This is a genomic window from Micromonospora sp. NBC_01638, from assembly GCF_045209745.1.
In the GTDB taxonomy this organism is placed as follows: domain Bacteria; phylum Actinomycetota; class Actinomycetes; order Mycobacteriales; family Micromonosporaceae; genus Micromonospora.
The window spans coordinates 6,141,227-6,167,577 of record NZ_CP109273.1 but is presented as its reverse complement, the minus strand read 5'-3'; the positions used below and the strand labels follow the sequence as shown (position 1 = coordinate 6,167,577).

Below are 26,351 nucleotides of genomic sequence, written 5' to 3'. Positions count from 1 at the left end.
CGAATCGTCACAGCTGGCGGATAGTCTGCCTCCGCGCGTCGTTACCTCGGTACGTCGCCGCTCCGCGCCTGGTTGGTGCGGCATCGCCGCCACCGGATACCTTTGGCCGGCTCAAACGACTTCAGGAGAGTCTGTGACACAGCAATCCGTCGCGACATCGGACAAACTCGACGCCGCGGTGCTCAAGGTGGCGGGCGTCGTCGTCCTTGGTGCGATCATGTCGATCCTCGACGTGACGGTGGTCAGCGTGGCGCTGCCCAAATTCCAAAGTGAGTTCGACGCGTCCTACGCCCGCGTCGCCTGGACGATGACCGGCTACACCCTCGCCCTGGCCACCGTGATCCCGCTCAGCGGGTGGGCGGCTGACCGGTTCGGCACCAAACGCCTCTACATGGTGGCGCTGGCGCTCTTCACGATCGGGTCCGGTCTCTGCGCCACGGCCGACTCGATCGGCGAACTGATCGGCTACCGGGTCCTGCAGGGTCTCGGTGGCGGCATGCTGATGCCGCTGGGCATGACCATCATGACCCGCGCGGCCGGCCCGCACCGGATCGGCCGACTGATGGCCGTCCTCGGCATCCCGATGCTGCTCGGGCCGATCGGTGGCCCGATCCTCGGCGGATGGCTGATCGACACCGCGAGCTGGCACTGGATTTTCCTGATCAACCTGCCGATCGGTGTCGTCGCGCTGATCTACGCGCAGATGGCGCTGCCGAAGGACGCTCCCGAGCCGTCGCAGTCGTTCGACTTCATCGGCATGCTCATGCTCTCGCCGGGCCTCGCCCTCTTCCTCTACGGCGTCTCGTCCCTGCCGGAGGCGGGCACGTTCGCCGAGGCCAAGGTGTGGGCCCCGATGCTGGTCGGCGGCGCGCTGGTGGTGTCGTTCGTGCTCTACTCGTTCAAGCCCCGGCACCCGCTGCTCGACCTGCGGCTGTTCCGCAACCGAAGCCTGACCATCGCCTCGGTGACGCTGTTCGTGTTCATCATCGCGTTCATGGGCGCCGGGCTGCTGTTCCCGAGCTACTTCCTGCAGGTGCGCGGCGAGTCGACGCTGGCCGCCGGCCTGCTGATGGCTCCGCAGGGCCTCGGCGCGATGATCACCATGCCGATCGCCGGCACGTTGGCCGACCGGGTGCCGATCGGGCGCACGGTCCCGTTCGCGCTGGCGCTCATCGTCGCCGGGTTCTTCAGCTTCACGCAGGTCGACCCGCAGACCTCGTACTGGCTGCTCGGCGGCTCGCTGTTCGTCATGGGCCTGGGCATGGGCGGCACGATGATGCCGATCATGACGTCGGCTCTGCGGACGTTGCAGGCGCAGGAGGTGGCACGCGGCTCGACGCTGGTCAACATCCTCCAGCAGATCGGCGGGTCGGTCGGCGCCGCCGTGATGTCGGTGATCCTCACCAACGAGCTGAACGGCTCCCGGCCGATCCCCGGCCTGGTGGACCCGAGCGGTAAGCCGATCACCGAGGCCGGGCTGGCCATCGCCGCCCAGCAGCGGCCGGAGCTGCTCCAGCAGATGCCGGTGGATCCGTCGATCATCGAGCGCGGGCTCGACTTCGCCGCCAAGTCGTTCGCGACCACGTTCTGGGTCGCGTTCGCGCTGGTCGTGCTCACGTTCATTCCGGCTGCCCTGCTGCCGCGTCGACGTCGGCCGGCGCAGCTCGACGACCAGCAGGCGGATCAGGTCAAGGTGCCCGTCGTCATCCACTGAGCGACCCGCCCGCCGCGCTCGACACCACACGAGATGTCGAGCGCGGCGGTTGCGGACGGGGCGTCAACGGTGAAGGCGGGGCCCCCAGGCCAGCGCCGAGGGGGGTTGGCAACAGCTCCGGGTTTTATGGGCAATTATAGTCGAACATTTACATGTATTGTGGGGGTGTGAAGCTCTCAGGCTGGGCACGCGGGCAGGGCGTGACCTATCAGACCGCCTGGCGGTGGGTGAAGGACGGCAAGATGCCCGTCCCTGTCCGTCAGGCGCCGTCGGGTACGTGGATCGTGGAAGAGGCGCGGTGCGCAGCCGGTCGCGTGGTCGCTTACTGCCGCGTGTCCTCCAGCGATCAGAAGGGTGACCTGGACCGCCAGACCGTGCGGGTTGTGGAGGGGGCAAACGCGCAGGGCCTCGCCGTGGCGGAGATCGTGACTGAGATCGGCTCTGGCCTGAACGGCAAGCGCCGCAAGCTGCATCGCCTCCTCGCCGACCCGACTGCGGCGGTGATCGTGGTCGAGCACAAGGACCGGCTGGCCCGGTTCGGTGTGGAGCACCTGCAAGCCGCGCTCGCTGCGACCGGGCGTCGCCTGGTGGTTCTGGACCCGGAGGAATCCACGAACGACCTGGTCAAGGACATGGCCGACGTGTTGACGTTGATGTGTGCCCGGCTGTATGGGCAGCGGGCGGCGAAGAACCGTGCCGCTCGCGCTCTGGTCGCCGCGACCGGCGAGGAATCGTTGGTGTGAAGAAGTTCGAGCCGCGGCCCGGTTTCGTGGTCCAGGCGTTCCGTTTCGCGTTGGATCCGAACGCCACGCAGGAGCAGCGGCTGCGGTCGCACTGTGGTGCGGCTCGCGCCGCCTATAACTGGGCCGTCTGCTGGGTGATGGCGTCGTGGTGGCAGCGGAAGGCGGAAGGGTCGTACGGCATCGCCGAGGAGGAGCTGACGCCGTGGCGGCCGTGGTCGCTGCCGGCGTTGCGGAAGGTGTTCAACGAGGTCAAGAAGACCGACCCGCGTTTCGCCGGCTGGTGGCAGGAGAACTCCAAGGAGGCGTACAGCACGGGCCTGGCGAACGCGGCGGCGGCGTTCGACAACTACGCCACGTTCAAGCGCGGGCAGCGTGAGGGCAAGCGGGTGGGCATGCCCCGGCCCAAGTCCAAGCACACCGCCCGGCTGGCTTGCCGGTTCACTACCGGCGCCATCCGTGTGGAGCCGGACCGGCGGCATGTCACGTTGCCGCGGCTGGGGACGATCCGCACCCACGAGTCCACCCGCAAGCTGCACCGCCGCATCGGCAACGGCACCGCCCGCATCCTGTCCGCCACGGTCAGGTTCGAGCGGGGCCGGTGGTTCGTCTCCTTCCAGGTCGAGATCCAGCATGCCACCGGCCGCGCTGCGGCACGTCCGGACGTGGTCGCGGGTGTGGACCTGGGCGTGACGTGCCTCGCGGTGATCGCCGACAGCCAGGGCGAGGTGCGGTTCGTGCCGAACCCGGCGCACTACGACGGCGCGCTCAAGCAACTCAAACGGCTGTCCCGGCGGGTCTCCCGCCGCCAGGGGCCGGACCGACGCACCGGGCAGCGGCCGTCCAGGCGGTGGCTCGCCGCGAACACCGAACGCAACCGCGTGCACCATCGGGTGGCGAATCTACGCGCCGACGCCCTACACAAGCTCACCACCGACATCACCGCCGAGTACGGCACCGTCGTGGTCGAAGACCTCAACGTGGCCGGCATGCTCCGCAACCGACGCCTCGCCCGCAAGATCGCCGACGCTGGCTTCGCGGAGATCCGCCGGCAGGTGGAGTACAAAACCGCATGGAACGGCGGTCGGCGGTTAGTAGCCGACCGCTGGTATCCCTCCAGCAAGACCTGCTCGGCTTGCGGCGCCGTGAAAGCCAAGCTGCCGCTGCACGTCCGAGTGTTCACCTGCGATGCCTGCGACCTGGTTATCGACCGGGACGCCAACGCAGCCCGCAACCTCGCCGCCCTCGCCGCGGCAGAGACAACGGGTACCGGAGTGGCCGGAGACCCGGGCGTGCAAGCGCCGAAACCGCGTGGAGCCGACCAGAAGACCCGCACCACCACCCGCAGCCGCAAGGCCGCGGGTGGGCGGGCAGGTGGCGAAACCCTGCCACACCAACGGCAGCAGGAAACGCGAGACCGTCATCAGGACACCGAAACGCAACCCGCGCTCCGGTGACACCGTTACGGACCTTTCCAGCCGAAAGGCTGGGATTGCTGACATCCGACTACGGAATCAGCAACGGAGTTCCGGCTGACCGACCGTCCGGGCACCCGATGCCGGCGACGGCTGCGGAAAAGTGACGTACGTCGGTCGTAGCGTGCGTGGCATGAGAACCTGTGTTGGCGAAGCCCTGTGGTCGCGCGCGGCCGACATCCGCGCCTTCTTCGGGGCCCTGCGATGACCGATCTGAGCTGGGCGCAGGTGTCCGCCCGGCGTCTTCAGCGGCACGGGCTCTCGGCACCGGCGTCGTCCGGGCCGGACCCCGCACCGGACGCCGAGCGCGTCGCCGACGTGGTGTCGGCGATGTGCGGCGCGCACGCCCAGGTCGCCTCCGCCGCCGAGCTGTCCGTCGGGCTACGAGTCCCTGGCGCCACTCGTGGTCTGGTGCGCCAGGCGCTGTGGAGGGACCGCACTCTGGTCAAGACCCGTGGGCCGCGCGGGACCGTGCACCTGCTCGCCGCTGCGGACCTGCCGATGTGGACCGGCGCGCTGACCGCGTTGCCGGCACCGTCGTGGGAGCAGAGCCGTGACCTGTTGACTCCCGAGCAGACTGGCCAGGTCCTCGCCGCCATCGCAGACGCGTTGGCCGAGGCCGAGTTGACCACCGCCGAGTTGACCGAGGAGATCGTGGCCCGCACCGGCCCGTGGGCGGGCGAGCGGGTCATGGAGGCGTTCCAGGACAACTGGCCCCGCTGGGTCGCGGCGATGACAGCCGCCACCCGGGGTGGGGTGATCTGCTTCGGCCCGAACCGGGGCCGCGCCACCACCTACACGAGCCCGGCGCGTTGGCTGCCCGGGTTCACACCGATGTCCGGTCCGGCAGCGCTGGCCGATCTCGTCCGCCGCTACCTGTACGCGTACGGGCCGGCCACTCCGGCACAGTTCGCCCAGTGGCTGTCGACGCCGGTGCGGTGGACGACGTCGCTGTTCGACTCACTGGACCTGACCGAGGTGACCGTGGAGGGCACGCGGGCGTGGGTGGCTGTCGACGACACCGACTTCCCGGACGACCGGCCGTCCGGGTTGCGGTTACTGCCCTACTTCGACGCGTACGCGGTGGGCTGTCACCCGCGTGAGCGGCTCTTTCCCGGCGCTGCCGCCGAGCGGGCGTTGGCCCGTGGGCAGGCCGGCAACTATCCGGTGCTGCTGGTGGACGGGGCGGTCGCCGGAGTGTGGCACCAGCGCCGTTCGGGCCGCACGATCCAGGTCACGGTCGAGTCGTTGCGGGCGCTCGACTCCGGCCGACGGCGGGAGTTGGAGCAGGAGGTCGAGCGGCTTGGCCAGATCCTGGAGGCGACGCCGTCGCTGACCGTCGGCACGGTCGCCGTCGGCCCCCATGCCTGATAGGTGGGCGTTCGGTGAGCCAGGATGAGGTCGTGGACATCGAACCCGTCGACTACGCGCCCCGGCAGGCGTTCCCGTGGGCGATCCTGCGGCAGCGCTGGGAGGATCTCACCTTCCTGCATTGGGCCGTCGCCCCGGAACTCGTCGCGCCGTTGCTGCCCGCCGGCACTCGTCCGGACACACTGGAGGGCGTCAGCTACGTCGGCCTGATCGGCTTCCGGATGGTCGGGCTGCGCTTTGGTCGTGGCCCCGGGTTGCCGTACCTCGGCACCTTCTGGGAGACCAACGTCCGGCTGTACTCGGTCGACGACACCGGCCGGCGGGCGGTGGTGTTCCGGTCGCTCGACGCGTCCCGGCTGGTGCCGGTGCTGGTCGCCCGGGCGACACTGCGTCTGCCGTACCTGTGGTCGTCGATGCGGTTGGACCGCGACGGCGACCGCCGCACCTACCGGTGCCGGCGACGCTGGCCCGGGCCGGCGGGCAGGACGAGCCGGATGGTGGTGCGGGTGGGGGAGCCGATCGTCGAGCCGACTCCCCTGGAGCACTTCGTCACCGCCCGCTGGGGGCTGCACACCCGGGCGTTCGGGCGCACGCTGCACCTGCCGAACTGGCATCCGCGCTGGCCGCTGCACCGGGCCGAGCTGCTGCACCTCGACGACGAGTTGGTCGCCGCCGCCGGGCTGCCGGCACCGGTCGGGCCGCCGGCCAGCGTGCTCTACTCGCCCGGTGTGGGGGTGCGGTTCGGCCCTCCGGTGCCGGTGCGTCGGCCCGGCTGACCGGGAACGGCCTTGACCGTTCCCGGTCGGCGTCGCGTCAGTAGCGACCGCCCTCCGGTGCGGGCAGGGCGTCGAGGTCGGCCAGGTCCTCGGCGCTGAGCCGCACGTCGCCGGCGGCGCAGTTGTCCACCAGGTACTTCGGGGTCTTGGTGCCGGGGATCGGAATGACCTGGTCACCCTGGGCGACCACCCAGGCGAGCGCGACCTGCGCGGGGCTGACTCCGGCCCGGTCGGCGATCTCCCGGACCCGGGCGACGATGGCGAGGTTGGCGCGGAGCGCGTCCTGCTGGAAACGCGGCAGGCCGCGGCGGAAGTCGTCGGCGGGCAGATCGTCGAACGAGCTGAACCGGCCGGCGAGGAAACCGCGACCGAGCGGCGAGAACGGCAGGAAGGCGATGCCCTGCGCGACGCAGTACGGCAGCACCTCGGCCAGCGGGTCACGGGTCCACAGCGACAGCTCGGACTGCACCGACGCCACCGGGTGCACCGCCTGGGCGCGCTCGATCTGGGTCACCGTCACCTCGGAAAGGCCGATCTGCCGCGCCTTGCCCGCGGCCACGACCTCCGCCATGGCACCCCAGGACTCCTCGATGGGCACCTCCGGGTCGACGCGGTGCAACTGGTAGAGGTCGACGTGGTCGGTGCCGAGCCGGCGCAGGCTGTCGTCGATCGCCGTGCGGATGTGCTCCGGGCGGCCGTTGTTGCCGACCTTCGGTGAGTTACCGGGACCGCCGGTGGGGGAGGTGACGACCAGGCCGGCCTTCGTCGCCAGGACGGCCCGCTCCCGGTGACCGCCGGCCAACGCTCGCCCGACAAGCTCCTCGTTGGTGTACGGCCCGTACACGTCCGACGTGTCGATCAGTGTGGCGCCCAGGTCCAGTGCCTGTCGGATGACGGAGATCGACGTGTCGTCGTCGCGAGGGCCGGTGATGTCGTATCCGTGGCTCATGCCCATGCATCCGAGGCCGATGACGCCGACCTCGGGACCTGCGCTGCCCAGCGTGGTGATTCGCATGCGACCTACGCTACGGCCGGCTCGGACGTACCGCGCGCCGGTTTTGCCCCCGCTCGGGCAGACCTCGCGGTTCGTGGGCGGCCGGCGCGGCCGGACCGCAACCAGCGCGCCGGGCCAGTAGGGTCCGATGCGTTGACTGCTGTCTCTGTCGTGCGACTGGGAAGGACGGCGTCGTCTACGCCGCGTGCGACGTGGCGGGCGAGCCCTCGTACGGCAGCGTCCTGTGAGAGGCGCGCCCTGATTCACGTTCGCGAGTTTGACTGGCACGACTACGACCGCATCGCGGCGCTGTGGACCGTGACGGAACGGGACGTGCTGCCCCGTGCCGAGCTGACGGCGAAGCTGACGCGGGATCCGCAGCTGTTCCTGGTCGCCGAGGTCGACCAGGAGATCGCGGGAGTCCTGCTGGGCACGTACGACGGCCGGCGCGGGATGATCCTGCGCCTGGCCGTGGACCCGGCGCACCGCCGTCGAGGTCTCGCCACGATGCTGGTCGCCGAGATCGAGAAGCGGTTCCAGGCTCTGGGTTGTCCGCGGGTGAACCTGTTGGTCCTGCCGCAGGACACGGCGGCGCTCGGGTTCTGGCAGGCACTGGGCTATCTGCCCCAGCCCGACGTTCTCTGCTCCAAGCCGATGGGCGTCAACCCGAGCAGGTAGGGGCGTCGGGGCGGTCGGACCGACCGCCCCGACGTCAGGCTGTCGCGCCGACCCTCAGGACTTCAACTGGGTGAAGCGGACGCTGTTGCCGAAGGGGTCGCGCAGGCCGCAGTCGATCCCGTAGGGGCGATCGGTCGGTTCCTCGGTGAACTCGACGCCCCGACCCAGCAGCGTCTCGTAGGTCTTGCGGCAGTCGTCGGTGGCGAAGATGAGCGAGCCGCCCATCGCGCCCTTGCTGACCAGGGCGCGGACCTCCTGTGCGGTCTCCTCGGACATTGCCGGTGGGCCGGGCTTCTCCAACAGGATCTGGCGATCCGGCTCACCGGGGACGTTGACGGTCAGCCAGCGCATGAAGCCCATGTCGACGTCGGCGTTGACCTCCAGGCCGAGCTTGCCGACGTAGAAGTCGAGGGCCTTGTCCTGATCGAGGACGTAGATCTGTGAGTGCGTGATTGCGGTGAACATGCAGTTCACGCTATGGGGGACTCGGGCGGACCGCTTATCCAAAACTACTCAGTGACCCTTGACCTCGGCCAGGCAGGGCGCAATAGTTAGGCATATGCCTAAGCATGCGGACGGGGAGGGCGGCGCACTGGACGGTGTGTTCCACGCGCTGTCCGACCCCACGCGCCGCCAGGTCGTCGAACGCCTCGCTCAGGGGCCGGCCACGACCAGCGATCTGGCTCGTCCGTTTGACATGGCGCTTCCGTCGTTCACCCAGCACCTGCACGTCCTCGAGCGCGCCGGTCTGGTGACGTCGGAAAAGACGGGCCGGGTGCGCACCTACCGGCTCGCACCCCAGCCGTTCGCACACCTCGACACCTGGCTCGCCGTGCAGCGCGCGCGGTGGACCCGACGCCTGGACCAACTCGACTCGCTTCTCTACGACCTCAAGGAGCAACAGCAATGACCGTCTACACCGTGAACCCCGAGCTCGACCTCGTCCTGGAGCGCACCGTCGACGTGGCACCCGAGCTGGTCTGGCGGGCCTGGACCACGCCCGAGCTGCTCATGCAGTGGTTCACCCCGAAGCCCTGGTCGACCGTCGCCTGCGAGATCGACCTGCGGCCCGGCGGCAGGTTCGACAACACCATGCGCTCGCCCGAGGGCGAGGATTTCCCACACAGCGGGTGCATCCTGGTGGCCGAGGAGAACTCGACGCTGGTTTTCACCTCCGGCCTCGGCCCTGGCTTCCGCCCGCAGATCACGCAGGAGGGTTTCCCGTTCACCGCGGTGATTCGGATCGAACCTGACGGCACCGGCACGAAGTACACCGCCATCGCGATCCACGCCGATGCGTCGGCGAAGAAGTCGCACGAGGAGATGGGCTTCCACGAGGGCTGGGGCGCGGCCCTGGACCAGTTGGTCGACCTCATGAAGTCGCACTGAGCGTTGGCCAAAACGGGGCGGACGTGTCGAGGACAGGCCCCCGGCCATCGGGACATCGGCCGCCCGGTCTTGAACTTGATAGCCGGTGATCGATATTGTCGGCCGTAGGCGCCGCCTCGCCTCAGGCCATCACCGTCGATTGACCGAAGCGGGTTCAGCATGCGCAAACTGAGATTTGTCACGACTCTGGCCGTCGCCGGCCTGCTCGCCGGTGGGGTGGCGATGGTCGCCACACCGGCCAGCGCGGCGACCGCCGTGTTCTCCGTGACGAACAACTGGGGCAGTGGCTATCAGGGACAGGTCACCGTCACCAACAACACCTCCGGACAGATCACCAGTTGGCGGGTCGAGTTCGACCTGCCGTCCGGGTCAAGTGTCAGCCAGTCGTGGAACGCGCAGCAGACGACCTCCGGCAGCCACTACACCTTCACCAACGTGTCCTGGAACGGGACACTTGCCGCCGGCGCGTCGACCTCGTTCGGCTTCCTCGTCAACGGCTCCGGCACCCCGGTCAACTGCACCGTCAACGGCGCGTCCTGTGCGGGCGGCCCGCCCCCGACGCCCACGCCGACCACTCCGAGGCCAACCCCCACCACTTCGACGCCAACCCCGACCGTGCCGCCGCCGACCACCGGCACCCCGGTCGAGCGGTACGGGCAGCTACGCGTTTGCGGCACCGCGATGTGCGACAAGAACGGCTCGCGGGTGCAGCTGCGCGGCATCAGCAGCATGTGGCTCAACTGGGAGACCGCCCCGTACGCCGAGAATCTCTCCGCGCTGACCTGGATGCGGGACAACTGGAACCTCCAGGTGATCCGCGCGGCCATGGGCGTGGAACCGGCCGGCGCGTACCTCAGTGACCCGGTCAAGGCGCGGACGCAGGTGGAGACCATCATCAACAACGCGGTCACCGCCGGGGTGTACGTGATCGTCGACTGGCACGCGCACGAGGCACAGAACAACCAGTCCCAGGCGGTGGCGTTCTTCGGTGACCTGGCCCGCCGTTACGGCAACCTGCCGAACGTCATCTGGGAGCCCTACAACGAGCCGTTGCAGGTCAGCTGGACCAGCGTCATCAAGCCGTACCACCAGGCGGTGGTGTCCGCGATCCGCGCCGCCGACCCGGACAACATCGTGGTGCTCGGCACCCCGACCTGGTCGCAGGACGTGGACGCCGCGGCGGCCAGCCCGGTCACCGGCACCAACCTGATGTACACGCTGCACTTCTACTCGTGCACGCACGGGGCGTCGCTGCGCGCCAAGGGCGACGCGGCGATCCGCGCGGGTCTGGCGCTGTTCGTCACGGAGTGGGGCGCCAGCCACGCCGACGGTGGCCTCGACGGCCGGTCCTGCCTGCCGGAGGCGCAGTCCTGGATCGACTGGATGAAGGCGAACGGCATCTCCTGGACGGCGTGGAAACTCGACGTCGGCACCGACACCACCAACCTGCTCAGCCCCGGCGCGCCGGTGACCGGCGGGTGGAACAACTACCTGCACGGCCACGCGCCGTTCGTGGTGACGAACATGAGGTGATCCGGAGCGGCCGATCCGTGCCGTGATCGACTCCAGATCGGCGATGTCGGGGTGTCCAGGCCGGTGGGACACCCCGACATCACCGGCCCCGCACCTGGACACCGTGACCACCGTCTGCTGAGGCGATATCCTGCGCCGGTGGAGGTCACGGCGCAGGGCGAGCGGTTGGCCGCGGACCTGGTGGGCTGGCTGGCCGAGCTGACCTTCGTCGACCTGGACACCGATGAGGTAACCGCACGAATCATCGACTCGGTGGTGCGGTGGGCCGAGGCCCAGGGTTGGCGGGTCTACCGGCGCGCGCCCAGCGTGTTGCCGTTGCCACCGCCGCTGGAGCAGCGGCACTCGGTGATCGACGTGGCGTGTGCCCGCCCGGACGGCCCGCCGGTCGTCGTGGAGGTCGACCACACCGACCGGGGCCGTACGGTGCAGAAGTTGCGCGCCGAGGCGGACGCCGGTCGGATCCCGATCTGGGTGCGGTGGGGCGTCGGGCGTTTCACCGCCCCGCCACCGCCGGTGCGGATGGTGACCGTGGAGGTGACCCGGCGTGCCGGGCCTCCGGGGCGCGGACGGCTGCACAGCCGCACCGGAGAGCGCCCCGCGCCGGCGCATTCGACCGGCGGTGGCACGGTGGCCACGCAGGCGCTGCCCATCCCGCTCACCGACCCGGTCCCGGGCGCGGGTAAGGGCGCGGGTAAGGACGCGGGTAAGGGCGTCTGAAGCGAATCGTAAGCAGGAGTCGGCAGAGTTCTGGGTGTCACCGGAGAGCACGACCGGACAGCCAGGAGAGATCCGATGCGCAAGCTCATCAACTCGACCTACATCACCCTCGACGGCGTCATCGAGAACCCCATGTGGACGTCGCCGTACTTCGACGAGGAAGCCGCCAGCCTCGCCGGTGCGCAGACCGACGAGGCGGACGCGATGCTGATGGGCCGAGCCACCTACGACGGCATGTCGGTCGCCTGGCCACAGCAGGACGAGAGCGACCCGAACACGGGCGCCGCGTACTTCAACAACGTCAAGAAGTACGTCGCGTCGACCACCCTGACCAGCCCCACCTGGAACAACACAGAGGTGCTCCAGGGTGACCTGGTCGAGGCGGTCACGGCGCTCAAGGCCCAGGAGGGCAGGAACATCATCCAGTACGGCTTCGGCTCGGTCACCGCGCAGCTGATCCGGGCGGGCCTGGTGGACGAGGTCCGGTTCTGGATCCACCCCGTGCTGGAGGGCGCCGCCAGCCTGACGGTGCCGCTGAACGACTTCAAGGCGTCGTTCGACCTGATCGACACCCGGGTGCACAAAAGCGGCGTGGTCGTCGCCTCGTACCGGCCGAAGGTGACCGCCTGACGGCGGTCAGAGCTGGGCCCGGGCCTCGCGCGGGCTCAGCTTCGCGCCCTCGGCGACGAGCGCGTCGAAGCGCTGCGGCCCAAGGGCGGCCCGCAGGCGCGCGGTGACCCGGTCGGTGTCGTCGCGTTCCGCCGGGGCGGCCGGGGCCTGCGCGGCGAGCCGAGCGGCGGCCGCGGCGCCCAGCAGGCGGGCGGCGACCTCGGGGGAGCGCACCGCCGACGCCATCCCCTCCAGCGGGTTGATCGCGTCCCGCGGCGTCGCCATCGCCTCGGCCACCTCGAACGCCTCGATGTGCAGGGCCAGCGCGGCGTCCGGGTCGCCGCCCTGCTCGACCGCGTGGCCCAGCTCGACCAGGATCATCGGCAGGTAGAGCGCAGGTCGGGTCTCGGCGCGGCCCTGTTCGGCGAGTCGGGTGAGGTGGGCGACGGCCACATCGAGCTTGCCGTCGCGGCGGGCGGCCAGTCCGAGGTTCATCTCCGCGAAGACCAGCGCGCCAGGTGCGTCCTGCTGCACCGCCAGCAGGTACGCGCGCTCGGCCAACTCCCGCGCCTGCGTGTAGTCGCGGGTCTGCACCGCGAGCCAGGCCAGCCAGGACAGCCTGCTGCAGACCTGCGGCCACAGCGCCAGCTCCTCGGCCCAGCGCAGCCCCTCCCGGTGCAGGGCGGCGGCGCGCTCGTGTTCGCCGCGCATGTCGGCCAGCCCACCCACCCACTCGGTTGCCTGCAGTCGGCCCCACCGGTCGCCGATGCTCGCGAACAGCGCCGCGCTGCGGGTCGCGGTGCGCTCCAGCGTGGCCTGGTCACCGTTGGCATGCGCGATCTTGGCCCGGGAGGCGAGCACCGCGGCCTCGGTCCACGGGTCGTCAACGACGGTGGGCAGCAGCTCCGACGCCAGGACCAGATCGCTGTGGTCGATCACCGCGTTGGCCGCGAACCAGGCGGCGCGGCCGTCCGGGTCACCGGTCACCGCGTCGCGTACGTCCGCTGGCGCGATCACGGCGCCCTGCAGGAGCGCGAAGCCGACCCGCCAGGCTGCCGCGCGGGACTCCTGCGCCGGGTCACCACGCACCGCCAGGGCGCGCCGTGCCTCGGTGAGCCGGCCGCGCAGATACCAGTACCAGCTCAGTGCGACCGCCAACCGCAGCCCGCCACCGTGGACGAGCGCCGATCGCAGGTTCGCCGTCTCGGCGTCCAGTCGTGCCAGCCACCGCTGCTGGTCGGTCCCGCGTAACCCTGGGTCGGCGCTCTCGGCCAACTCCGTGTAGTAGGCGGCGTGCCGTGCGCGCACCTCGTCTGCGTCGGTCAGGCGGTTCAGGCAGAAGGCGGCGACCGATTCGAGCAGCCGGTAGCGCGGGTCGGCGCCGGAGTCGTCGAGCACCACCAGCGACCGGTCCACCAGCCGAGCGAGGGTGTCCAGATCGGTCCGGCAGACGTGCTCGGCGGCCTCCGGGGTGCAGCCGTCCCGGAACACCGCCAGTCGGGCGAGCACTAGCCGGTCGGCCTCGTCCAGGAGGTCCCAGCTCCAGCCGATCACCGCGGTCAGCGTCCGCTGTCGGGGTGGCACATCCCGCTGCGCGGTGGTGAGCAGCCGGAACCGGTCGTCGAGCCGGTCCACCACCCCCCGCACGCCCAGCGCCCGGACCCGGGTCGCGGCCAGCTCCAGCGCCAGCGGCAGGCCGTCGAGGCGGCGGCAGAGCTGGGCGACCGCCGCCGCGGTCCGCGCGTCGAGGCAAAAACCGCGCTGCTGCGCGGCAGCGCGGGCGGCGAACAGCTGAGCCGCCGCCGAGCGCCGGACCGCATCCAGGTCACCGTCGTCCGGCACCGGCAGTGGGGGTACCTCCCAGAGCAGCTCGCCGGTCAGCCCGAGGGGCTCCCTGCTGGTGGCCAGCACGCGTACCCCGGGCACGTCGCGCAGCAGCCGGGCGACCAGCTCGGCGACCGGTGCGACGACGTGTTCGCAGTTGTCGAGCACGAGCAGCAGATGTCGGTGCCGCAGGGCCGTGACCACCCGGTCGACGGGGGACAGACTCGTGCCGGCGGCCTCGTAGGTGCCCAGCGCGCCGAGGACCTGCTCGGCGACGAGTGCGTCGCCGGCCGGCAGCGGGGCCAGCTCGACCAGCTGGACGCCGTCCGGGAAGGATTGCGTACGGGCAGCCTCGATGGCCAGTCGGGTCTTGCCGACGCCACCCGGCCCGACCAGCGTGACCAGCCGCTGCCGGGGCAGCAGAGCCCGCAGCTCGGCCAGCGCCTCGGCTCGCCCGACAAGTTCGTCGAGCGGCGCAGGCAGCCCGGTGCGGACGATCGCGGCTCTGGGGGGCGCGCTCAGACCGGCGTCCTGTTCGAGGATCCGGCGGTGCAGGGCGACCAGCTCCGGGCCGGGGTCGAGGCCCAGCTCCTCGGCGAGCCGGTCACGCAGCTGGGCGTAGCTGTCCAGCGCCTCGGACTGGCGGCCGGCCGCGTACAGGGCGCGTAACTGCACTGCCCGCAGGCCCTCGCGCAGCGGATGCCGGGCGACCAGTTCGGCCAGGTCAGCGGCGACCAGGTCATGCTCACCCCGGGCCAGCCGGGCCTCGGCGAGCCGCTCGTGCACGGCGAGGCGCTGCTCGGCGAGGCGGGTCGCCTCCGGACGCACGAATTCGGCGTCAGCCACGTCGGCGTACGCCTCGCCGCGCCACAACGCGAGGGCCTCGGTCAGCCGCTCGACGTCCGTGCAGCAGGCCAGCTCGTCGAACCGGGCGGCATCGACCGCGTCGACCCGTAGGAGATAGCCGGGTGGGTGGGACTCCACCAGATCGCGGGCACCCGGCTCGGCGTCGTTGAGCGCCTTACGCAACTGGGACACCCGCACCTGCAGGGCACCGGCGGGGTTGGCGGGGGCGTCCTCGCCCCACAGGTCGTCGATGAGGCGGTCCGCTGAGACCACCCGGTTGCGGTTGGCCAGCAGGTCGGCCAGCAACGCCCGTACCTTGGTGCCGGGCACCACCACCGGCTCGCCGGCGTCCGTGGTCACGGCGAGCGGCCCGAGCACCCCGAACTGCACGGCGGTCATCCTAACGGCGGGAAGGCGACCCGAGCTGCACGGAGAACGGCACCCACGGTGGATCGGCGTGTGTCGGGTGAGGTGATCCGCGCAGCGGTAGCTCGGCCGCGTGGACGCAGGGACGCGCCTGGTGTCGGAGCAGGGGTGGGCATCCCCGGCGACCGAATCTGCAAGATCGCTGGACCGACCCGGGACCCGAGGGCCCGGGCGAGGGGCTGGAGTCGGGCTTTCGGGGACGGTGGTCGTCGTACCGCGAGCGCCTGGTCCCGCCAACATTCGCGGTGCGGCGCGCGTAGCGTGCGGCCGATTTAACGGGTAGAAACATGTCAACCCTTCGTTCCGGCCCAACCTCCGGGCGCAGGGGCAAGAGAGCGCTCTCACCGCCCCAGCTGTGCCCGGGAGTACGCCCCGGCCAGCGGAGAGGACGAACCACATGACAGTCCCGTCCCGAGGCGTACGCCGGAGATCCGGTCGTACCCTCCTTGTCGCTCTGGTGTTGACCAGCTCCGTCACGATGACCAGCACCGCCGCCACCGCCGGCCGCCCGACGGGCGGCGCACCCGACTTCGGCCCCAACGTGACGATCTTCGACCCGAGCACCCCGGTCGCCGAGATCCAGCAGACGCTCGATGCGGCGCACGCCCGGCAGGTCGACAACGAGATGGGCACCGAGCGGCACGCCTACCTGTTCAAGCCAGGCACGTACGGCACGACCGAGCAGCCGTTGCAGGCCAAGGTCGGCTACTACACCGAGGTGTCCGGCCTGGGCGCCGCACCCACCGACGTCACCGTCAACGGCAAGCTGGAGGTCTACAACCGCTGCCTCGCCGACGGCGGCACCGGCAACTGCCTCGCGCTGGTCAACTTCTGGCGCACCCTGTCCAACCTGTCGCTCACCATCAACGCGGCGGGCCAGGACAGCTGCCGGTCGTCGGCGAACTTCTGGGCGGTGTCCCAGGCGGTGTCGATGCGCCGACTGAACATCGGCGGCGGTGGTCTGTCGCTGATGGACTACTGCACGGCCGGCCCGCAGTATGCCAGCGGAGGCTTCATCGCCGACTCACGTCTGCCGGCCACCACGAACGGCTCACAGCAGCAGTGGTTGACCCGCAACAGCGAGGTCGGCGGCTGGTCCAACGCGGTGTGGAACCAGGTCTTCGCGGGGGTCGAGGGCGCGCCGGACGACGCCACGTTCCCGGACCCGCCGTACACCACGCTGGAGACCACGCCGCTGAGCCGGGAGAAGCCGTACCTGTTCGTCGACGGCAAGGGTCGCTACAACGTGCGGGTGCCCGCAGCGCAGCGCGACAGCCGGGGCGTCTCCTGGGCCGACGGCCTGACGCCGGGACGGACCATCGGGATCGGCGACTTCTTCATCGCCAAGCCGTCCGACTCGGTGCGCGTCATCAACAGTCAACTCGCGCGCGGAAAGCACCTGCTGCTCACCCCCGGCACGTACGACATCGCCCGGAGCATCGAGGTGCGGCGTCCCAACACCGTGGTGCTCGGCATCGGGCACGCCACGCTCACCGCGGTGAACGGCGCGATCCCGCTGGACGTCGCCGGTGTCCCCGGTGTGATCGTCGCCGGTGTCACGATCGACGCCGGCCTCGTCGAGTCGCCGGTCCTGCTGCGGGTGGGGCGGCAGCACGGCCGCAACGACAGCAGCCCGCACAACCCGACCACGCTGTCCGACGTGTACTTCCGCGTCGGCGGCCCGCACATCGGCCGGACGAACACCGCGCTGGAGGTCAACAGCGACAATGTGCTCATCGACCACACCTGGGTGTGGCGCGGCGACCACGGCGTCGAGGGCTTCACCCAGGGCGTCAACGGTGACACCGACCGCTGGCGCACCAACACCGGTCGCTACGGCGCCGTCATCAACGGCGACCACGTGACCGCGACCGGCCTGTTCGTCGAGCACTTCCAGCGCTACAACACCGTCTGGAACGGCGAGCACGGCACCACGATCCTGTATCAGAACGAGCTGCCGTACGACCCGCCGACGCAGGCCGACTGGATGAACGGCACGGTCGAGGGCTGGGCCGGATACAAGGTCGGTGACCGGGTGCGTCACCACACCCTGTACGGCGGCGGGGTGTACGTCTTCAACCAGAACAACCCGTCGATCCACACCGAGAACGGCTTCGAGGTCCCGAACAGGCCGGGCGTGCAGCTGCACCACATCATGACCGTGAATCTCAGCGCCGGCACGATCGACCATGTGGTCAACGGGGTGGGCGACGCGGCTGACATGACCAAGATCGGGGCGCCGATCTACGTAACGCGGTACCCGACTTCCTGACGGATCGGGCGTACTGAACGAGGGGTCGGAGCCGACGAGGCTCCGACCCCTCGTCGTCGTGCAGTCGGCCGGCCGGCCGGCGCGATCGGCAGATCGAGCCCGCTCACGTCCTTCCGGCACTCTGACCGTAAATTTCATCGATCAGTCTAACTCTTGCGGGTCAGCATCCGCTGCTGCCACGATGACCGTCAATGCCTTCCGTCCCGAAGGAGTGGTCGTCATGGCGGTCTCCCGCCGCAGGTTCGTCACATCGGTGCTGGCGGGGTCCGCCCTCGCCGCCGCCTCCACCACCGAACTGCTCACCACCTTGTCCAGCCCCGCCTCCGCCGCCAGTCCACCCGGGGACGTGGTCGGCAAGGTGACGGTCGGCTACCAGGGCTGGTTCAGCGCCCCCGGCGACTCGGCACCGATCGGTGGCTGGTGGCACTGGAGCCGCGACCGGTTCCAGCCGCCCTCGCCCGCCAACACCACGATCGTGTCCTGGCCGGACATGCGCGAGTACACGCGCAGCTATTCCACCGCGTACCCCAACCTGGGCAACGGCTCGCCGGCCACCCTGTTCTCCTCGTACGACCAGCAGACGGTGGACACCCACTTCCGGTGGATGCAGGAGTATGGCTGCGACACCGCCGCGCTGCAACGGTTCAACCCGATGGGCGACGAGGGCCCGACCCGCGACGCGATGACGCAGAAGGTCCGCTCCGCCGCTGAGCGCTACGGCCGCAAGTTCTACATCATGTACGACGTCACCGACTGGTTGACGTTCCAGTCGGACATCAAGACCGACTGGACGACGAAGATGGCCGCGCACACCGCGTCCAGCGCGTACGCCCGGCAGAACGGCAAGCCAGTCGTCTGCATCTGGGGCTTCGGCTTCAGCGAACCCAGTCGGCCCTTCGCACCGGCGCCCTGCCTGGAGGTCATCAACTGGTTCAAGGCGCAGGGCTGCTACGTCATCGGTGGCGTGCCCACCTGGTGGCGGCAGGGCATCGAGGACTCCCGCCCCGGCTTCCTCGACGTCTACCACGCCTTCCACGCGATCTCGCCGTGGATGGTCTACCGGGCCAGGACCGTGGAGGAGCTGGACTCCTACTACAACAACGTCAACGTCGGTGACATGGCCGACTGCGCGGCGCGCGGCATCGACTACCTGCCCTGCGTGATGCCCGGCGACCTCGCCGGGGGGCACCGCAAGCACGGCGACTTCTACTGGCGGCACATCTACAACATGGTCCGGCTCGGCTCCCAGGGCCTGTACGTGTCCATGTTCGACGAGTACAACGAGGGCAACCAGATCGCCAAGACGTCCGAGACCCAGGCCACCACCCCGACCGGGGCGAACATCCGGGCGCTGGACGAGGACGGCGTGGCCTGCTCCTCCGACTACTACCTGCGGATCACCGCCGACGGCGGCCGGATGCTCAAGGGGCAGCTCGCCCTCACCGCGGTGCGTCCGACGCCGCCGATGGTCGGCACCCCGCCACCGACCGGCGGTAACCTGGCCGCCGGCCGACCCACCTCGGCCAGCAGCCAGGGCGGCAATTTCCCGTCGGGCAACGCGGTGGACTCGAACGTCGGCAGCTACTGGGAGAGCGGCGGCGGCGCGTTCCCGCACTGGTGGCAGGTCGACCTCGGCGCCAGCCACCAGGTCAACCGGCTCGTGGTGCGGCTGCCCACCGGCTGGGGCGCGCGTACCCAGACCATCACCGTGCAGGGCAGCGTCGACGGCAGCAGCTTCAGCACCATCAGCCCGGCCGCCGGCTTCGCCTTCGACCCGGCCACCGGCAACACCGTCACCCGCACGCTGCCGACCACCACGGCCCGCTACGTCCGCCTCAGCGTCGGCGGCAACACCGGCTGGCCGGCCGCCCAACTCGCCCAGGTCGAGGTGTACGCCGGGAGCACCGTCCCGGACAACCCGCCGACCGCGCCGAGCGGCCTCACGGTGACCGGCAAGACGTCGACAAGCGTGTCCCTGTCCTGGACGGCCTCCACCGACGACACCGGAGTGACCGGTTACCAGGTACGCCAGGGCGGAACGGTCGTCACCACCGTCACCGGCACCACGGCGACCGTGAGCGGGCTCAGCCCGTCCACCGCGTACACCTTCACCGTCACCGCCCGCGACGCCGCCGGCAACACCTCCAGCGCGTCCAACGCGGTCACGGTCACCACGGACGCCGCGACCAACGCGGATCTCGCCCGGGGTCGACCCACCAGCGAGAGCAGCCACGTCCAGAGCTACGCGTCCGGCAACGTGGTCGACGGGGACCCGAACAGCTACTGGGAGAGCGCCAACAGCGCGTTCCCGCAGTGGGTCCAGGTCGACCTGGGGGCGACGCGCACAGTCGGGCGGGTGGTGCTGAAGCTGCCCCCGGCCACCGCCTGGGGCAGCCGGACGCAGACCCTCTCCGTGCAGGGCAGTGTCGACGGAGGGAGCTTCGGCACGCTTGTTGGTTCGGCGGGGCGGACCTTCGACCCGGCCAGCGGCAACCAGGTGACGCTGACGTTCACCGCCGTGCAGACGCGCTACGTGCGGATCACCGTCACCGGCAACACCGGCTGGCCGGCCGGGCAACTGTCGACGCTGGAGGTTTACGCCAGCTGACCGAGCGTGGGGCGGCCGCCGGACGCCGACCGGCGGTCGCCCATTGCATCGAGCGGACGCAAGCCGCACCTCGCCAAGGTCCACGTCATCCTGGCCCTGGCCAGCCCCGGCCTATCCCCATACTCTCCGACCAGAGAGCCCGCGCCTACCTCCACCTACGCCGACCTACGCGCCGAGTTCGTCGCCCTCACTGTTTGCTTCTACAGGAGCATCCGGGGCCTGTCCTGGGTGCACGCGCCGCATCCCCACCACGGCATCGCGTCGCCGCCAGCTCGTTCACAAGAAGGAGGTAACGAACCTCGGTGTGGCAGCCGGTCAGGACCAATTCGGTCTCCACATGTAGAGGTTAGAATCGTCCGCCACAGCCACGACTGCGGGTACTCCATCGCCGCTTATGTCCCGCACAGCAAAAGCGCGGAACCCTGGCAAACTGTCAGCCGTATCGGATTCATTGCGATCAAGTAGGTATCGTTGGCGCACTTTGCCTTCGTGGGTTAGGAGGTATAACCCATTGACAGAGGGCCAAGCGGCGGATCCGTGTGCAAACAACTAGAGTATCCGGTTCTCCTGTCGCAACCCACTCCATTCGCATCGGAAAACCCGCGACTTCGGCCGTCTCCCATGCGATATCAACTCTCTTCGGTCTAGGTCATGTCAATAGCCTCGCTTGGCTGCCGGCAGCTAACCACGCCGTGCCGGGCCGTGGGGCGCGCAGGGGGCACAGAACACGTGTAACTTCGTCAAGCGGCGAGCCCACCGACACCTGAACAAGAACCAGCTCAAATCCTTGATCAGGTCTCTGAGCTCAGAGGCGGCAGGGGTCGTAACCGCTTTCCCTCGCTGATTAAGCCGGCAAGGGGTGCCCACCGGCACCCCTTGCCGAGCCCTGCCCGGTGCCGGCCATCACTCTCACGCCCTGATCACCCGGTAAGTCCACCGAACCTGATCAGTCTCCAACAAAGTGCAGTTGATGGTCCTGCCCCTGCGCTGAGCACTTCTCCGCCAGCGCCGTGATGCGGGTTAGCTGGTGCTTCTCGGCGTCGGAGACAGCACTATGAGTGATAACTGACAGCTCTTTAATGAGCTTCCGGATGTCAGCGCCGTGCAGGGTGGTGCTGGCATACGGGTCGATCCTGTCGAGGGTTGGGTTCTGGCCTGATTTGTAGTACTTGTTGAGTAGTGCGACGAAGACATCATGTGCGTCAATGACGATATCGACTGTGGTTGTCGGCACACGGCCGCGGCGTGGCGCCGCACCCTGCCGACGCAGCTCAACATTGACTCCCATCTGATGAATGTTAGCTCCTCTAAGCTGAGTTGGTGGGCGACGGACGAGTCGACCTGTGCGACGAATTGTGTTCACGCAGTCTGCGGCCGAGGCCCTGCCTCGTGTTCTGCTTCATCAGCGGATGACATTGGAACGACCGAGCCGCCAGCAAGATACAGCGGAGCGTGTAGGTCACGCGCGCTCGTCGCGGCACGAACTCGTGTGGCGACGTTGTCGGGAAGACGCTGCGCGGCGTCTTGGGGCGAGAAGAAAGCGACGTCCTCCAACTCCTGTCCTGGCAGGACGAGACCGTCGAGGTTGGCGATGGACCCGCAATCGAACGTGAAGCTGACTATCGCGCGTGGCCGCTGCCCGGCAGGCGGCGCCCAATCCACTAAGAGAAGGCCCCCCACCACCACAGAGATCCCCAACTCCTCGCGGATCTCACGGGCGCAAGCGCCATGTGGGTATTCGCCCTCGTCGACATAGCCGCCAGGGAAGGCCCAGTGGTCACGGTACGTGGGCTTGACGAGCAGCACGTTGCCAGCCGGGTCGGTGATGAAGGCCGCGGCGGCGGCGTAGAAGGAGGCCAGGTTGGCGTACCACGTGGCGGGCTCCGTCCAGGTCACCTCGGTGACGCTAGCGGACGGGTCCAGGCGGGGCTCTCGCGCTACGCGGCTGTCGGTATGGTCGCGAGGCTATGCAGGACCTCGTTGACCTGGGGCGACGCCTGCTGCGGGCTGAGCGTTGCAGTCAGTTCGCGGACGCGCTGTTGAACACGCGCCGAATGGATGCCCGAAGCGTGCTGTGCCAACTTCCGACCCCAGTCGCAAGCGGCGTCGGTGTCCCCAGCGCGGGCATGAGTCACGGCGACGAGAGGGGTGTGCAGGGCACGCGTCCGGGTGTTCTCGCTGGCGAGGGTAAGGGCGTCGGGAGCGTGGTCAAGGGCCTGCGAAAATAGCTGTAGGTCGCCCAGGCACCTTAGCCTCGGCCCTTCGTTAAGGGTTGTCCAAGGAGTGGGCCGGAAACGCAGAAGTGCCTTCTGATCAGGGAAAATAGGGCTTGTCGAGAGTCCTGTTAACCCGTCACGGAAGGCACTTGCTGGGTGAAGGCTACCGCAACACGTCCGAAGATCACGGTGACCGGGGACGGGCGGGGCGTGGTCGGTCACGCCGGTGCCCGGCTGATCGCCGATCTCGCTGACGTGACTGGTTTGACCAGCGCATTCAGCCAAGCGTTGGCCGGGCTACGGCAGCGGCAGCGGCAGCGGCAGCGCGGGCACGACCCGGGCCGGATCGCGGTCGACCTCGCCGTGATGCTCGCTGACGGGGGCGAGGCCATCGCCGATCTGGCGGTACTGCGTGACCAGGCGGCCCTGTTCGGGCCGATCGCGTCCGACCCGACCGCGTGGCGACTGTTATCGCAGCTCGACGCCACGATGCTGGCCGAGCTGCGGGCCGCCCGAGCTCATGCCCGCGAGATCGCCTGGGCCCAGCACGCCGACACCCGCGGCGACCTGCCACAACCGACAGTCGCCGGCCAACCGGTCGACGGCCTGGTCCTCGACATCGACGCGACCATCGTGATCTGCCACTCCGACAAGGAATCGGCCACCCGCACGTGGAAGAAGACCTTCGGCTTCCATCCGCTGCTGTGTTTCCTGGACAACACCGGCGAAGCCCTCGCCGGCCTGCTGCGCGAGGGCCGGGCCGGCTCGAACACCACCACCGACCACATCACCGTCCTCGACCAAGCCCTCGCCCAGATCCCCGACGCTCAGCGGCACGGCACCCCGATCCTGCTCCGCGCCGATTCGGCCGGCTCCAGTCACGGCTTCCTCGCCCACATCAGGTCCTTACGCGAACACCACCTCGACATCCGATTCAGTGTCGGTGCCGCGATCACCGAACCAGTCAGGGCTGCGATCCGGGCCGCGACCGGCTGGGTCCCCGCCGTTGATACCAGTGGTGACCTGCGTGAACATGCCGAGGTCTGCGAGATCACCGGCCTGTTCGACGCCGCAGGCTGGCCTGAAGGCACCCGGTTCCTGGTCCGCCGGGAACGCCCGCACCCCGGCGCCCAACTGAGCTTGTTCGACACCATCGAAGGCTGGCGGCACCAGGTCGTGGCCACCGACACCCCGCCCGGCACCGGGAGTATCCAGCACCTGGAGGCCCGGCATCGGGCACACGCCCGCGTCGAAGACCGCATCCGCACCGGCAAGAACACCGGCTTCGGCCGGTTCCCGTCCCGGATCTTCGCGATCAACCAGGCCTGGCTCCAACTCGCGCTGACCGGCATCGACCTGCTCGCCTGGACCCAGGCTCTGCTACTGGACGGCGATCTGGCCACCGCCGAACCGAAGAAGCTGCGCTACCGGCTGCTGCACGTCGCTGCCCGGATCACCCGCACCGCTCGGCGGACCCGGGTCGCTATCGCCGCGAACTGGCCCTGGACCGATGCCCTGACCAGCGCATTCAGCAAGCTTATGGCGTTGCCCCGGCCCACCGGCTGACCCTTACAACTCACGCCTCGACCAGCAGCACGGAGGAACCCGGCCTCGCGCCGGACTCTTGGCATACCAACAAAACGCCATCAACCACGCGAATCGAACTCATCGAATCCCGGCTATCGGCTGACGTCCAAGTGAAAGACCGAGGTTAGTGCGGCTCCAGCGAGGTGGGCTGGGCTGAAGTAGGTGACCCAGCGTGGGCCGGGGACTGCGCCTGTGCGGTCGAGAGCACGCTCGGCTCTGGCGAGCGCGAGTTGGCAGCCACGCCGCTCGCCTGACTGCCCGTATGCGGTGGCGGCGGTGGCGTGCAGCCGAGCGAGCACGGCGGTCGGCACACGCCCTGCCCCGTCGATGGCCGCTTCGGCGAGCCGGGCCGCGTCCCGGGAGTGGCCCAGGTGCACGGCCTGGGTAGCGAGGTTGGCCAGCAGGTGAGCGCCGTATAGGCGGTCATCGGCAGCCTTGGCGAGCCGCAAGGCGACGGTCACGTGTTGTTGGGCAGTGGCATGGTCGCCGGCGTCGTATGACATGAAGGCGAGTTGTCCGCATAGTGTCGCGGCTGCGCGCAGGAGGTCGCGTCCCACGGCTTCGGTGTAGGTGCCGTGCAGCATGAGGGTGACCTGGCGTACGAGGAAGTCGGCCATGACGGCACGGGTGCGCGGAGAGCCGCTGCCGTGTCGTCGGTCGAGAGCGGTGAAGTGGTCCGCCAGCGCGTACAGCGACTGAACGTCGGTGGGGGAGACTTGCTGTCGGCCGCTCCTGCTGATCGTCTCGTCGCGCAGGTCATACCGCCAACCGAGTGCCGCCTGTAGTGCTTTCCCGCTGTCGAACGCCCCGCTGACCTGTGGGTTGAGGTGCTTGGCGAGCCTCGTCCAGATCTGCTCGGCGGTATCGATCGCACCATCGACGGACGCAGGGTAGACACACATTCCGATGCTGTCGTCCGTGCCGAAGCCCAGCTCCGTAGGGGCGACCGAGCGACCGAGCTTGCGGGCAAATGTTTCGGCCATGGCGGCCTGGACGTGCTCGCCTGGCCGGCGACCGCGTAACCACCAGTAGACGCTGGCAGCGTCGTACCGCCAGGTGCCCTGGTCGCGGCCGCCGTGATTGAGCTGGCGAGCGAAGGCGGCGTGGGCGTTGCCGTAACCGGCGGCGAGCAGCAGCCCTTCGAACGCCGAGTTCGTCACCGGTCGCGCCATGGTTCCGCCTCCAGGCATCAGTCAACTACAACTAGTGACGAGCCTATGGGTTGACTCGATTCTATGGGGACCTGCGCAACCCTGCGCAACCCACGTCCTGAGCAGCGCAATCGCACGCATCGCTTGCCATCTGGTCCGTCGATCGGCAACCGGCTTCGGTGATTGCAGGAGTCCTGGGTGCCGACGAAGTCCTAGCGGCGGCGCCGGCTGACGGAGGTGGGCATGCACGGCGACGAGGCGACGAGCAGAGGCGAGCAAAGTGAGGCGGCCGAGCGGGAGGCTGCCAAACAGCGTCTCCTGGCTCAGGCCGAGGCGGAGCGCATGCCCGTGGAGGACACGACCCGTGCGGTCCCGGATCGGCGGTGGCGGCGTGACCAGCGATGACCTCCCGATCGGCCGTCGCGTGGCGCGCTGGCGGGTGCGGCGGTCGATGACGCAGCAGATGCTCGCGGACCGGCTGCGTAGGTCGAAGAGTTGGGTGGACAAGGTGGAGCGGGGCGTGCGCTCCCTGGACCGGTACTCGGTGATCCAGGAGCTGGCTCACGTCCTGCGGGTCGATCCGGAGGTGCTGCTCGGCCAGCCGTGCAGCACCCCGACGGGCCCGCTGGACGGGGTGGATGACATTCGGGCCGCGCTCGCCCGCTACGACATCCCGCAGGGCCCGTCGCAGACGGACGAGTTGAGAAGGCAGGTCGGGTATGCCTGGTTGAGCTACCAGCACGCGCACTATGGACAGTTGGTGAGGGTGTTGCCGGGTCTGCTCGACGCCGCCCAGGCCGTGCAGACACGGAGCTTCTGGTGCAGGCGTACCGGATCACCTCGTCGCTGTTGGTCAAGCTCGGCGAGGCCGACCTCGCCTGGCTCGCCGCCGACCGCGCGATGTCCGCCGCCGCCGACGACCCGATCCTCGCGGCAACAGCAGCTGTCTCGGTAGCCCAGGCGCTACGCGCGTCAAACCGCGACCGCCTAGCCCTAACCGCGACTCTAGCTGCGGCGAACCGCATCATCCCCGCCCCAGCGCACTCCCGTGATCATGAGGTTAACGGGCCGATTGAAGATCAAACCGCCCGTCAACATCATGATCAACGAAGCGAGGGTGCGCCTGCGCGGCAGCGACCGGCGGGGGAGTGGGCCGTGGGCGGGACGTTGCTGGTGCAGGCCGCGCTTGCTACTGCCGGGTGTGGCGAGCAGCGCCGCGCCGAGGAGCTGATCGACCGGGCCGCGGGCGTCGCGGCAAACCTTCGGGGGTACGACGACACGCACCACACCAGCTTCGGGCCGGTCGCCGTGGAGCTGGCCCGGGTGGTGGTGGCGGCGCAACGGGGTGACGCCACCGAGGTGCTACGACGGCACTCGACAATCGTGCGGCGGGAGACGTGGCGGCGGTTGCCGGCCGAGTATCGG

At 69.4% G+C, this 26,351-nt stretch carries 21 protein-coding genes; 15 read left to right on the top strand and 6 right to left on the bottom strand.

The window, feature by feature from the left end; translation table 11 throughout:
* The first annotated feature begins 133 nt into the window (after positions 1-133).
* From OG811_RS28900 to OG811_RS28880, 5 genes are all read left to right on the top strand, one after another.
* A complete protein-coding gene (locus tag OG811_RS28900) occupies positions 134-1,714 on the top strand; it encodes a DHA2 family efflux MFS transporter permease subunit (protein WP_406070244.1) in 1,581 nt (526 codons plus the stop codon).
* A 167-nt stretch (positions 1,715-1,881) separates the two neighbouring features.
* Positions 1,882-2,457: an IS607 family transposase gene (locus tag OG811_RS28895; RefSeq protein WP_406070243.1), complete on the top strand. Its 576-nt coding sequence runs from the start codon at positions 1,882-1,884 to the stop codon at positions 2,455-2,457.
* Entirely contained in the window at positions 2,454-3,911 is a 1,458-nt protein-coding gene (tnpB, locus tag OG811_RS28890) for an IS607 family element RNA-guided endonuclease TnpB (protein WP_406070242.1), read from the top strand. Before OG811_RS28895 ends, tnpB begins: the two co-directional genes overlap by 4 nt.
* 222 nt (positions 3,912-4,133) lie before the next feature.
* Complete coding sequence (locus OG811_RS28885) at positions 4,134-5,300, top strand: winged helix DNA-binding domain-containing protein (protein WP_406070240.1); 1,167 nt, start codon at positions 4,134-4,136, stop codon at positions 5,298-5,300.
* Between the two features lie 32 nt (positions 5,301-5,332).
* A complete protein-coding gene (locus OG811_RS28880; protein ID WP_406070238.1) occupies positions 5,333-6,076 on the top strand; it encodes a YqjF family protein in 744 nt (247 codons plus the stop codon).
* 37 nt (positions 6,077-6,113) lie between these two features.
* On the opposite strand, the gene OG811_RS28875 is transcribed toward OG811_RS28880, so the two are convergent.
* Positions 6,114-7,091, bottom strand: coding sequence for an aldo/keto reductase (locus OG811_RS28875; protein ID WP_406070236.1), 978 nt, complete (start codon positions 7,089-7,091; stop codon positions 6,114-6,116).
* A gap of 297 nt (positions 7,092-7,388) precedes the next feature.
* Here OG811_RS28875 and OG811_RS28870 point away from each other — a divergent pair, with 297 nt between their 5' ends.
* Positions 7,389-7,748, top strand: a complete 360-nt coding sequence (locus tag OG811_RS28870) for a GNAT family N-acetyltransferase (RefSeq protein WP_406070234.1) — start codon at positions 7,389-7,391, stop codon at positions 7,746-7,748.
* 54 nt (positions 7,749-7,802) lie between these two features.
* On the opposite strand, the gene OG811_RS28865 is transcribed toward OG811_RS28870, so the two are convergent.
* Complete coding sequence (locus tag OG811_RS28865; protein WP_406070233.1) at positions 7,803-8,213, bottom strand: VOC family protein; 411 nt, start codon at positions 8,211-8,213, stop codon at positions 7,803-7,805.
* A 94-nt stretch (positions 8,214-8,307) separates the two neighbouring features.
* On the opposite strand from OG811_RS28865, the gene OG811_RS28860 reads away from it, so the two are divergent.
* The 5 genes from OG811_RS28860 to OG811_RS28840 all read left to right on the top strand — a co-directional run bounded on the left by OG811_RS28860 (position 8,308) and on the right by OG811_RS28840 (position 12,017).
* Positions 8,308-8,658 (top strand): ArsR/SmtB family transcription factor, encoded by a 351-nt coding sequence (locus OG811_RS28860; protein ID WP_406070231.1) that lies wholly within the window; start codon positions 8,308-8,310, stop codon positions 8,656-8,658.
* Entirely contained in the window at positions 8,655-9,137 is a 483-nt protein-coding gene (locus OG811_RS28855) for an SRPBCC family protein (RefSeq protein WP_406070229.1), read from the top strand. Before OG811_RS28860 ends, OG811_RS28855 begins: the two co-directional genes overlap by 4 nt.
* A 159-nt stretch (positions 9,138-9,296) precedes the next feature.
* Complete coding sequence (locus tag OG811_RS28850) at positions 9,297-10,670, top strand: cellulase family glycosylhydrolase (protein WP_406070227.1); 1,374 nt, start codon at positions 9,297-9,299, stop codon at positions 10,668-10,670.
* Positions 10,671-10,808: 138 nt separating this feature from the next.
* Positions 10,809-11,387, top strand: a complete 579-nt coding sequence (locus OG811_RS28845; RefSeq protein ID WP_406070226.1) for a hypothetical protein — start codon at positions 10,809-10,811, stop codon at positions 11,385-11,387.
* A gap of 75 nt (positions 11,388-11,462) precedes the next feature.
* The gene (locus OG811_RS28840; protein WP_406070224.1) at positions 11,463-12,017 is read left to right on the top strand and encodes a dihydrofolate reductase family protein; all 555 of its coding nucleotides are present in this window, start codon (positions 11,463-11,465) and stop codon (positions 12,015-12,017) included.
* Positions 12,018-12,023: 6 nt separating this feature from the next.
* Here the strand turns inward: OG811_RS28840 and OG811_RS28835 are convergent, their stop codons facing one another.
* Entirely contained in the window at positions 12,024-15,065 is a 3,042-nt protein-coding gene (locus tag OG811_RS28835) for a BTAD domain-containing putative transcriptional regulator (RefSeq protein WP_406070222.1), read from the bottom strand.
* 424 nt (positions 15,066-15,489) lie between these two features.
* On the opposite strand from OG811_RS28835, the gene OG811_RS28830 reads away from it, so the two are divergent.
* Both OG811_RS28830 and OG811_RS28825 read left to right on the top strand, forming a co-directional pair.
* Positions 15,490-17,364: an adenylyl cyclase gene (locus tag OG811_RS28830; protein ID WP_406070221.1), complete on the top strand. Its 1,875-nt coding sequence runs from the start codon at positions 15,490-15,492 to the stop codon at positions 17,362-17,364.
* Between the two features lie 220 nt (positions 17,365-17,584).
* Complete coding sequence (locus OG811_RS28825; RefSeq protein ID WP_406070219.1) at positions 17,585-19,972, top strand: discoidin domain-containing protein; 2,388 nt, start codon at positions 17,585-17,587, stop codon at positions 19,970-19,972.
* A gap of 946 nt (positions 19,973-20,918) precedes the next feature.
* Here OG811_RS28825 and OG811_RS28820 read toward each other — a convergent pair.
* Both OG811_RS28820 and OG811_RS28815 read right to left on the bottom strand, forming a co-directional pair.
* Complete coding sequence (locus tag OG811_RS28820) at positions 20,919-21,260, bottom strand: hypothetical protein (RefSeq protein ID WP_406070218.1); 342 nt, start codon at positions 21,258-21,260, stop codon at positions 20,919-20,921.
* 71 nt (positions 21,261-21,331) lie between these two features.
* Positions 21,332-21,868, bottom strand: a complete 537-nt coding sequence (locus OG811_RS28815; RefSeq protein WP_406070216.1) for an NUDIX domain-containing protein — start codon at positions 21,866-21,868, stop codon at positions 21,332-21,334.
* Between the two features lie 476 nt (positions 21,869-22,344).
* On the opposite strand from OG811_RS28815, the gene OG811_RS28810 reads away from it, so the two are divergent.
* Positions 22,345-23,754 (top strand): IS1380 family transposase, encoded by a 1,410-nt coding sequence (locus OG811_RS28810; RefSeq protein WP_406070215.1) that lies wholly within the window; start codon positions 22,345-22,347, stop codon positions 23,752-23,754.
* A 113-nt stretch (positions 23,755-23,867) separates the two neighbouring features.
* On the opposite strand, the gene OG811_RS28805 is transcribed toward OG811_RS28810, so the two are convergent.
* Positions 23,868-24,947: a hypothetical protein gene (locus OG811_RS28805; RefSeq protein ID WP_406070214.1), complete on the bottom strand. Its 1,080-nt coding sequence runs from the start codon at positions 24,945-24,947 to the stop codon at positions 23,868-23,870.
* Positions 24,948-25,317: 370 nt separating this feature from the next.
* Between OG811_RS28805 and OG811_RS28800 the strand changes: the two genes are divergently transcribed.
* Positions 25,318-25,881, top strand: a complete 564-nt coding sequence (locus tag OG811_RS28800) for a helix-turn-helix domain-containing protein (RefSeq protein WP_406070212.1) — start codon at positions 25,318-25,320, stop codon at positions 25,879-25,881.
* Positions 25,882-26,351: the final 470 nt, after the last annotated feature.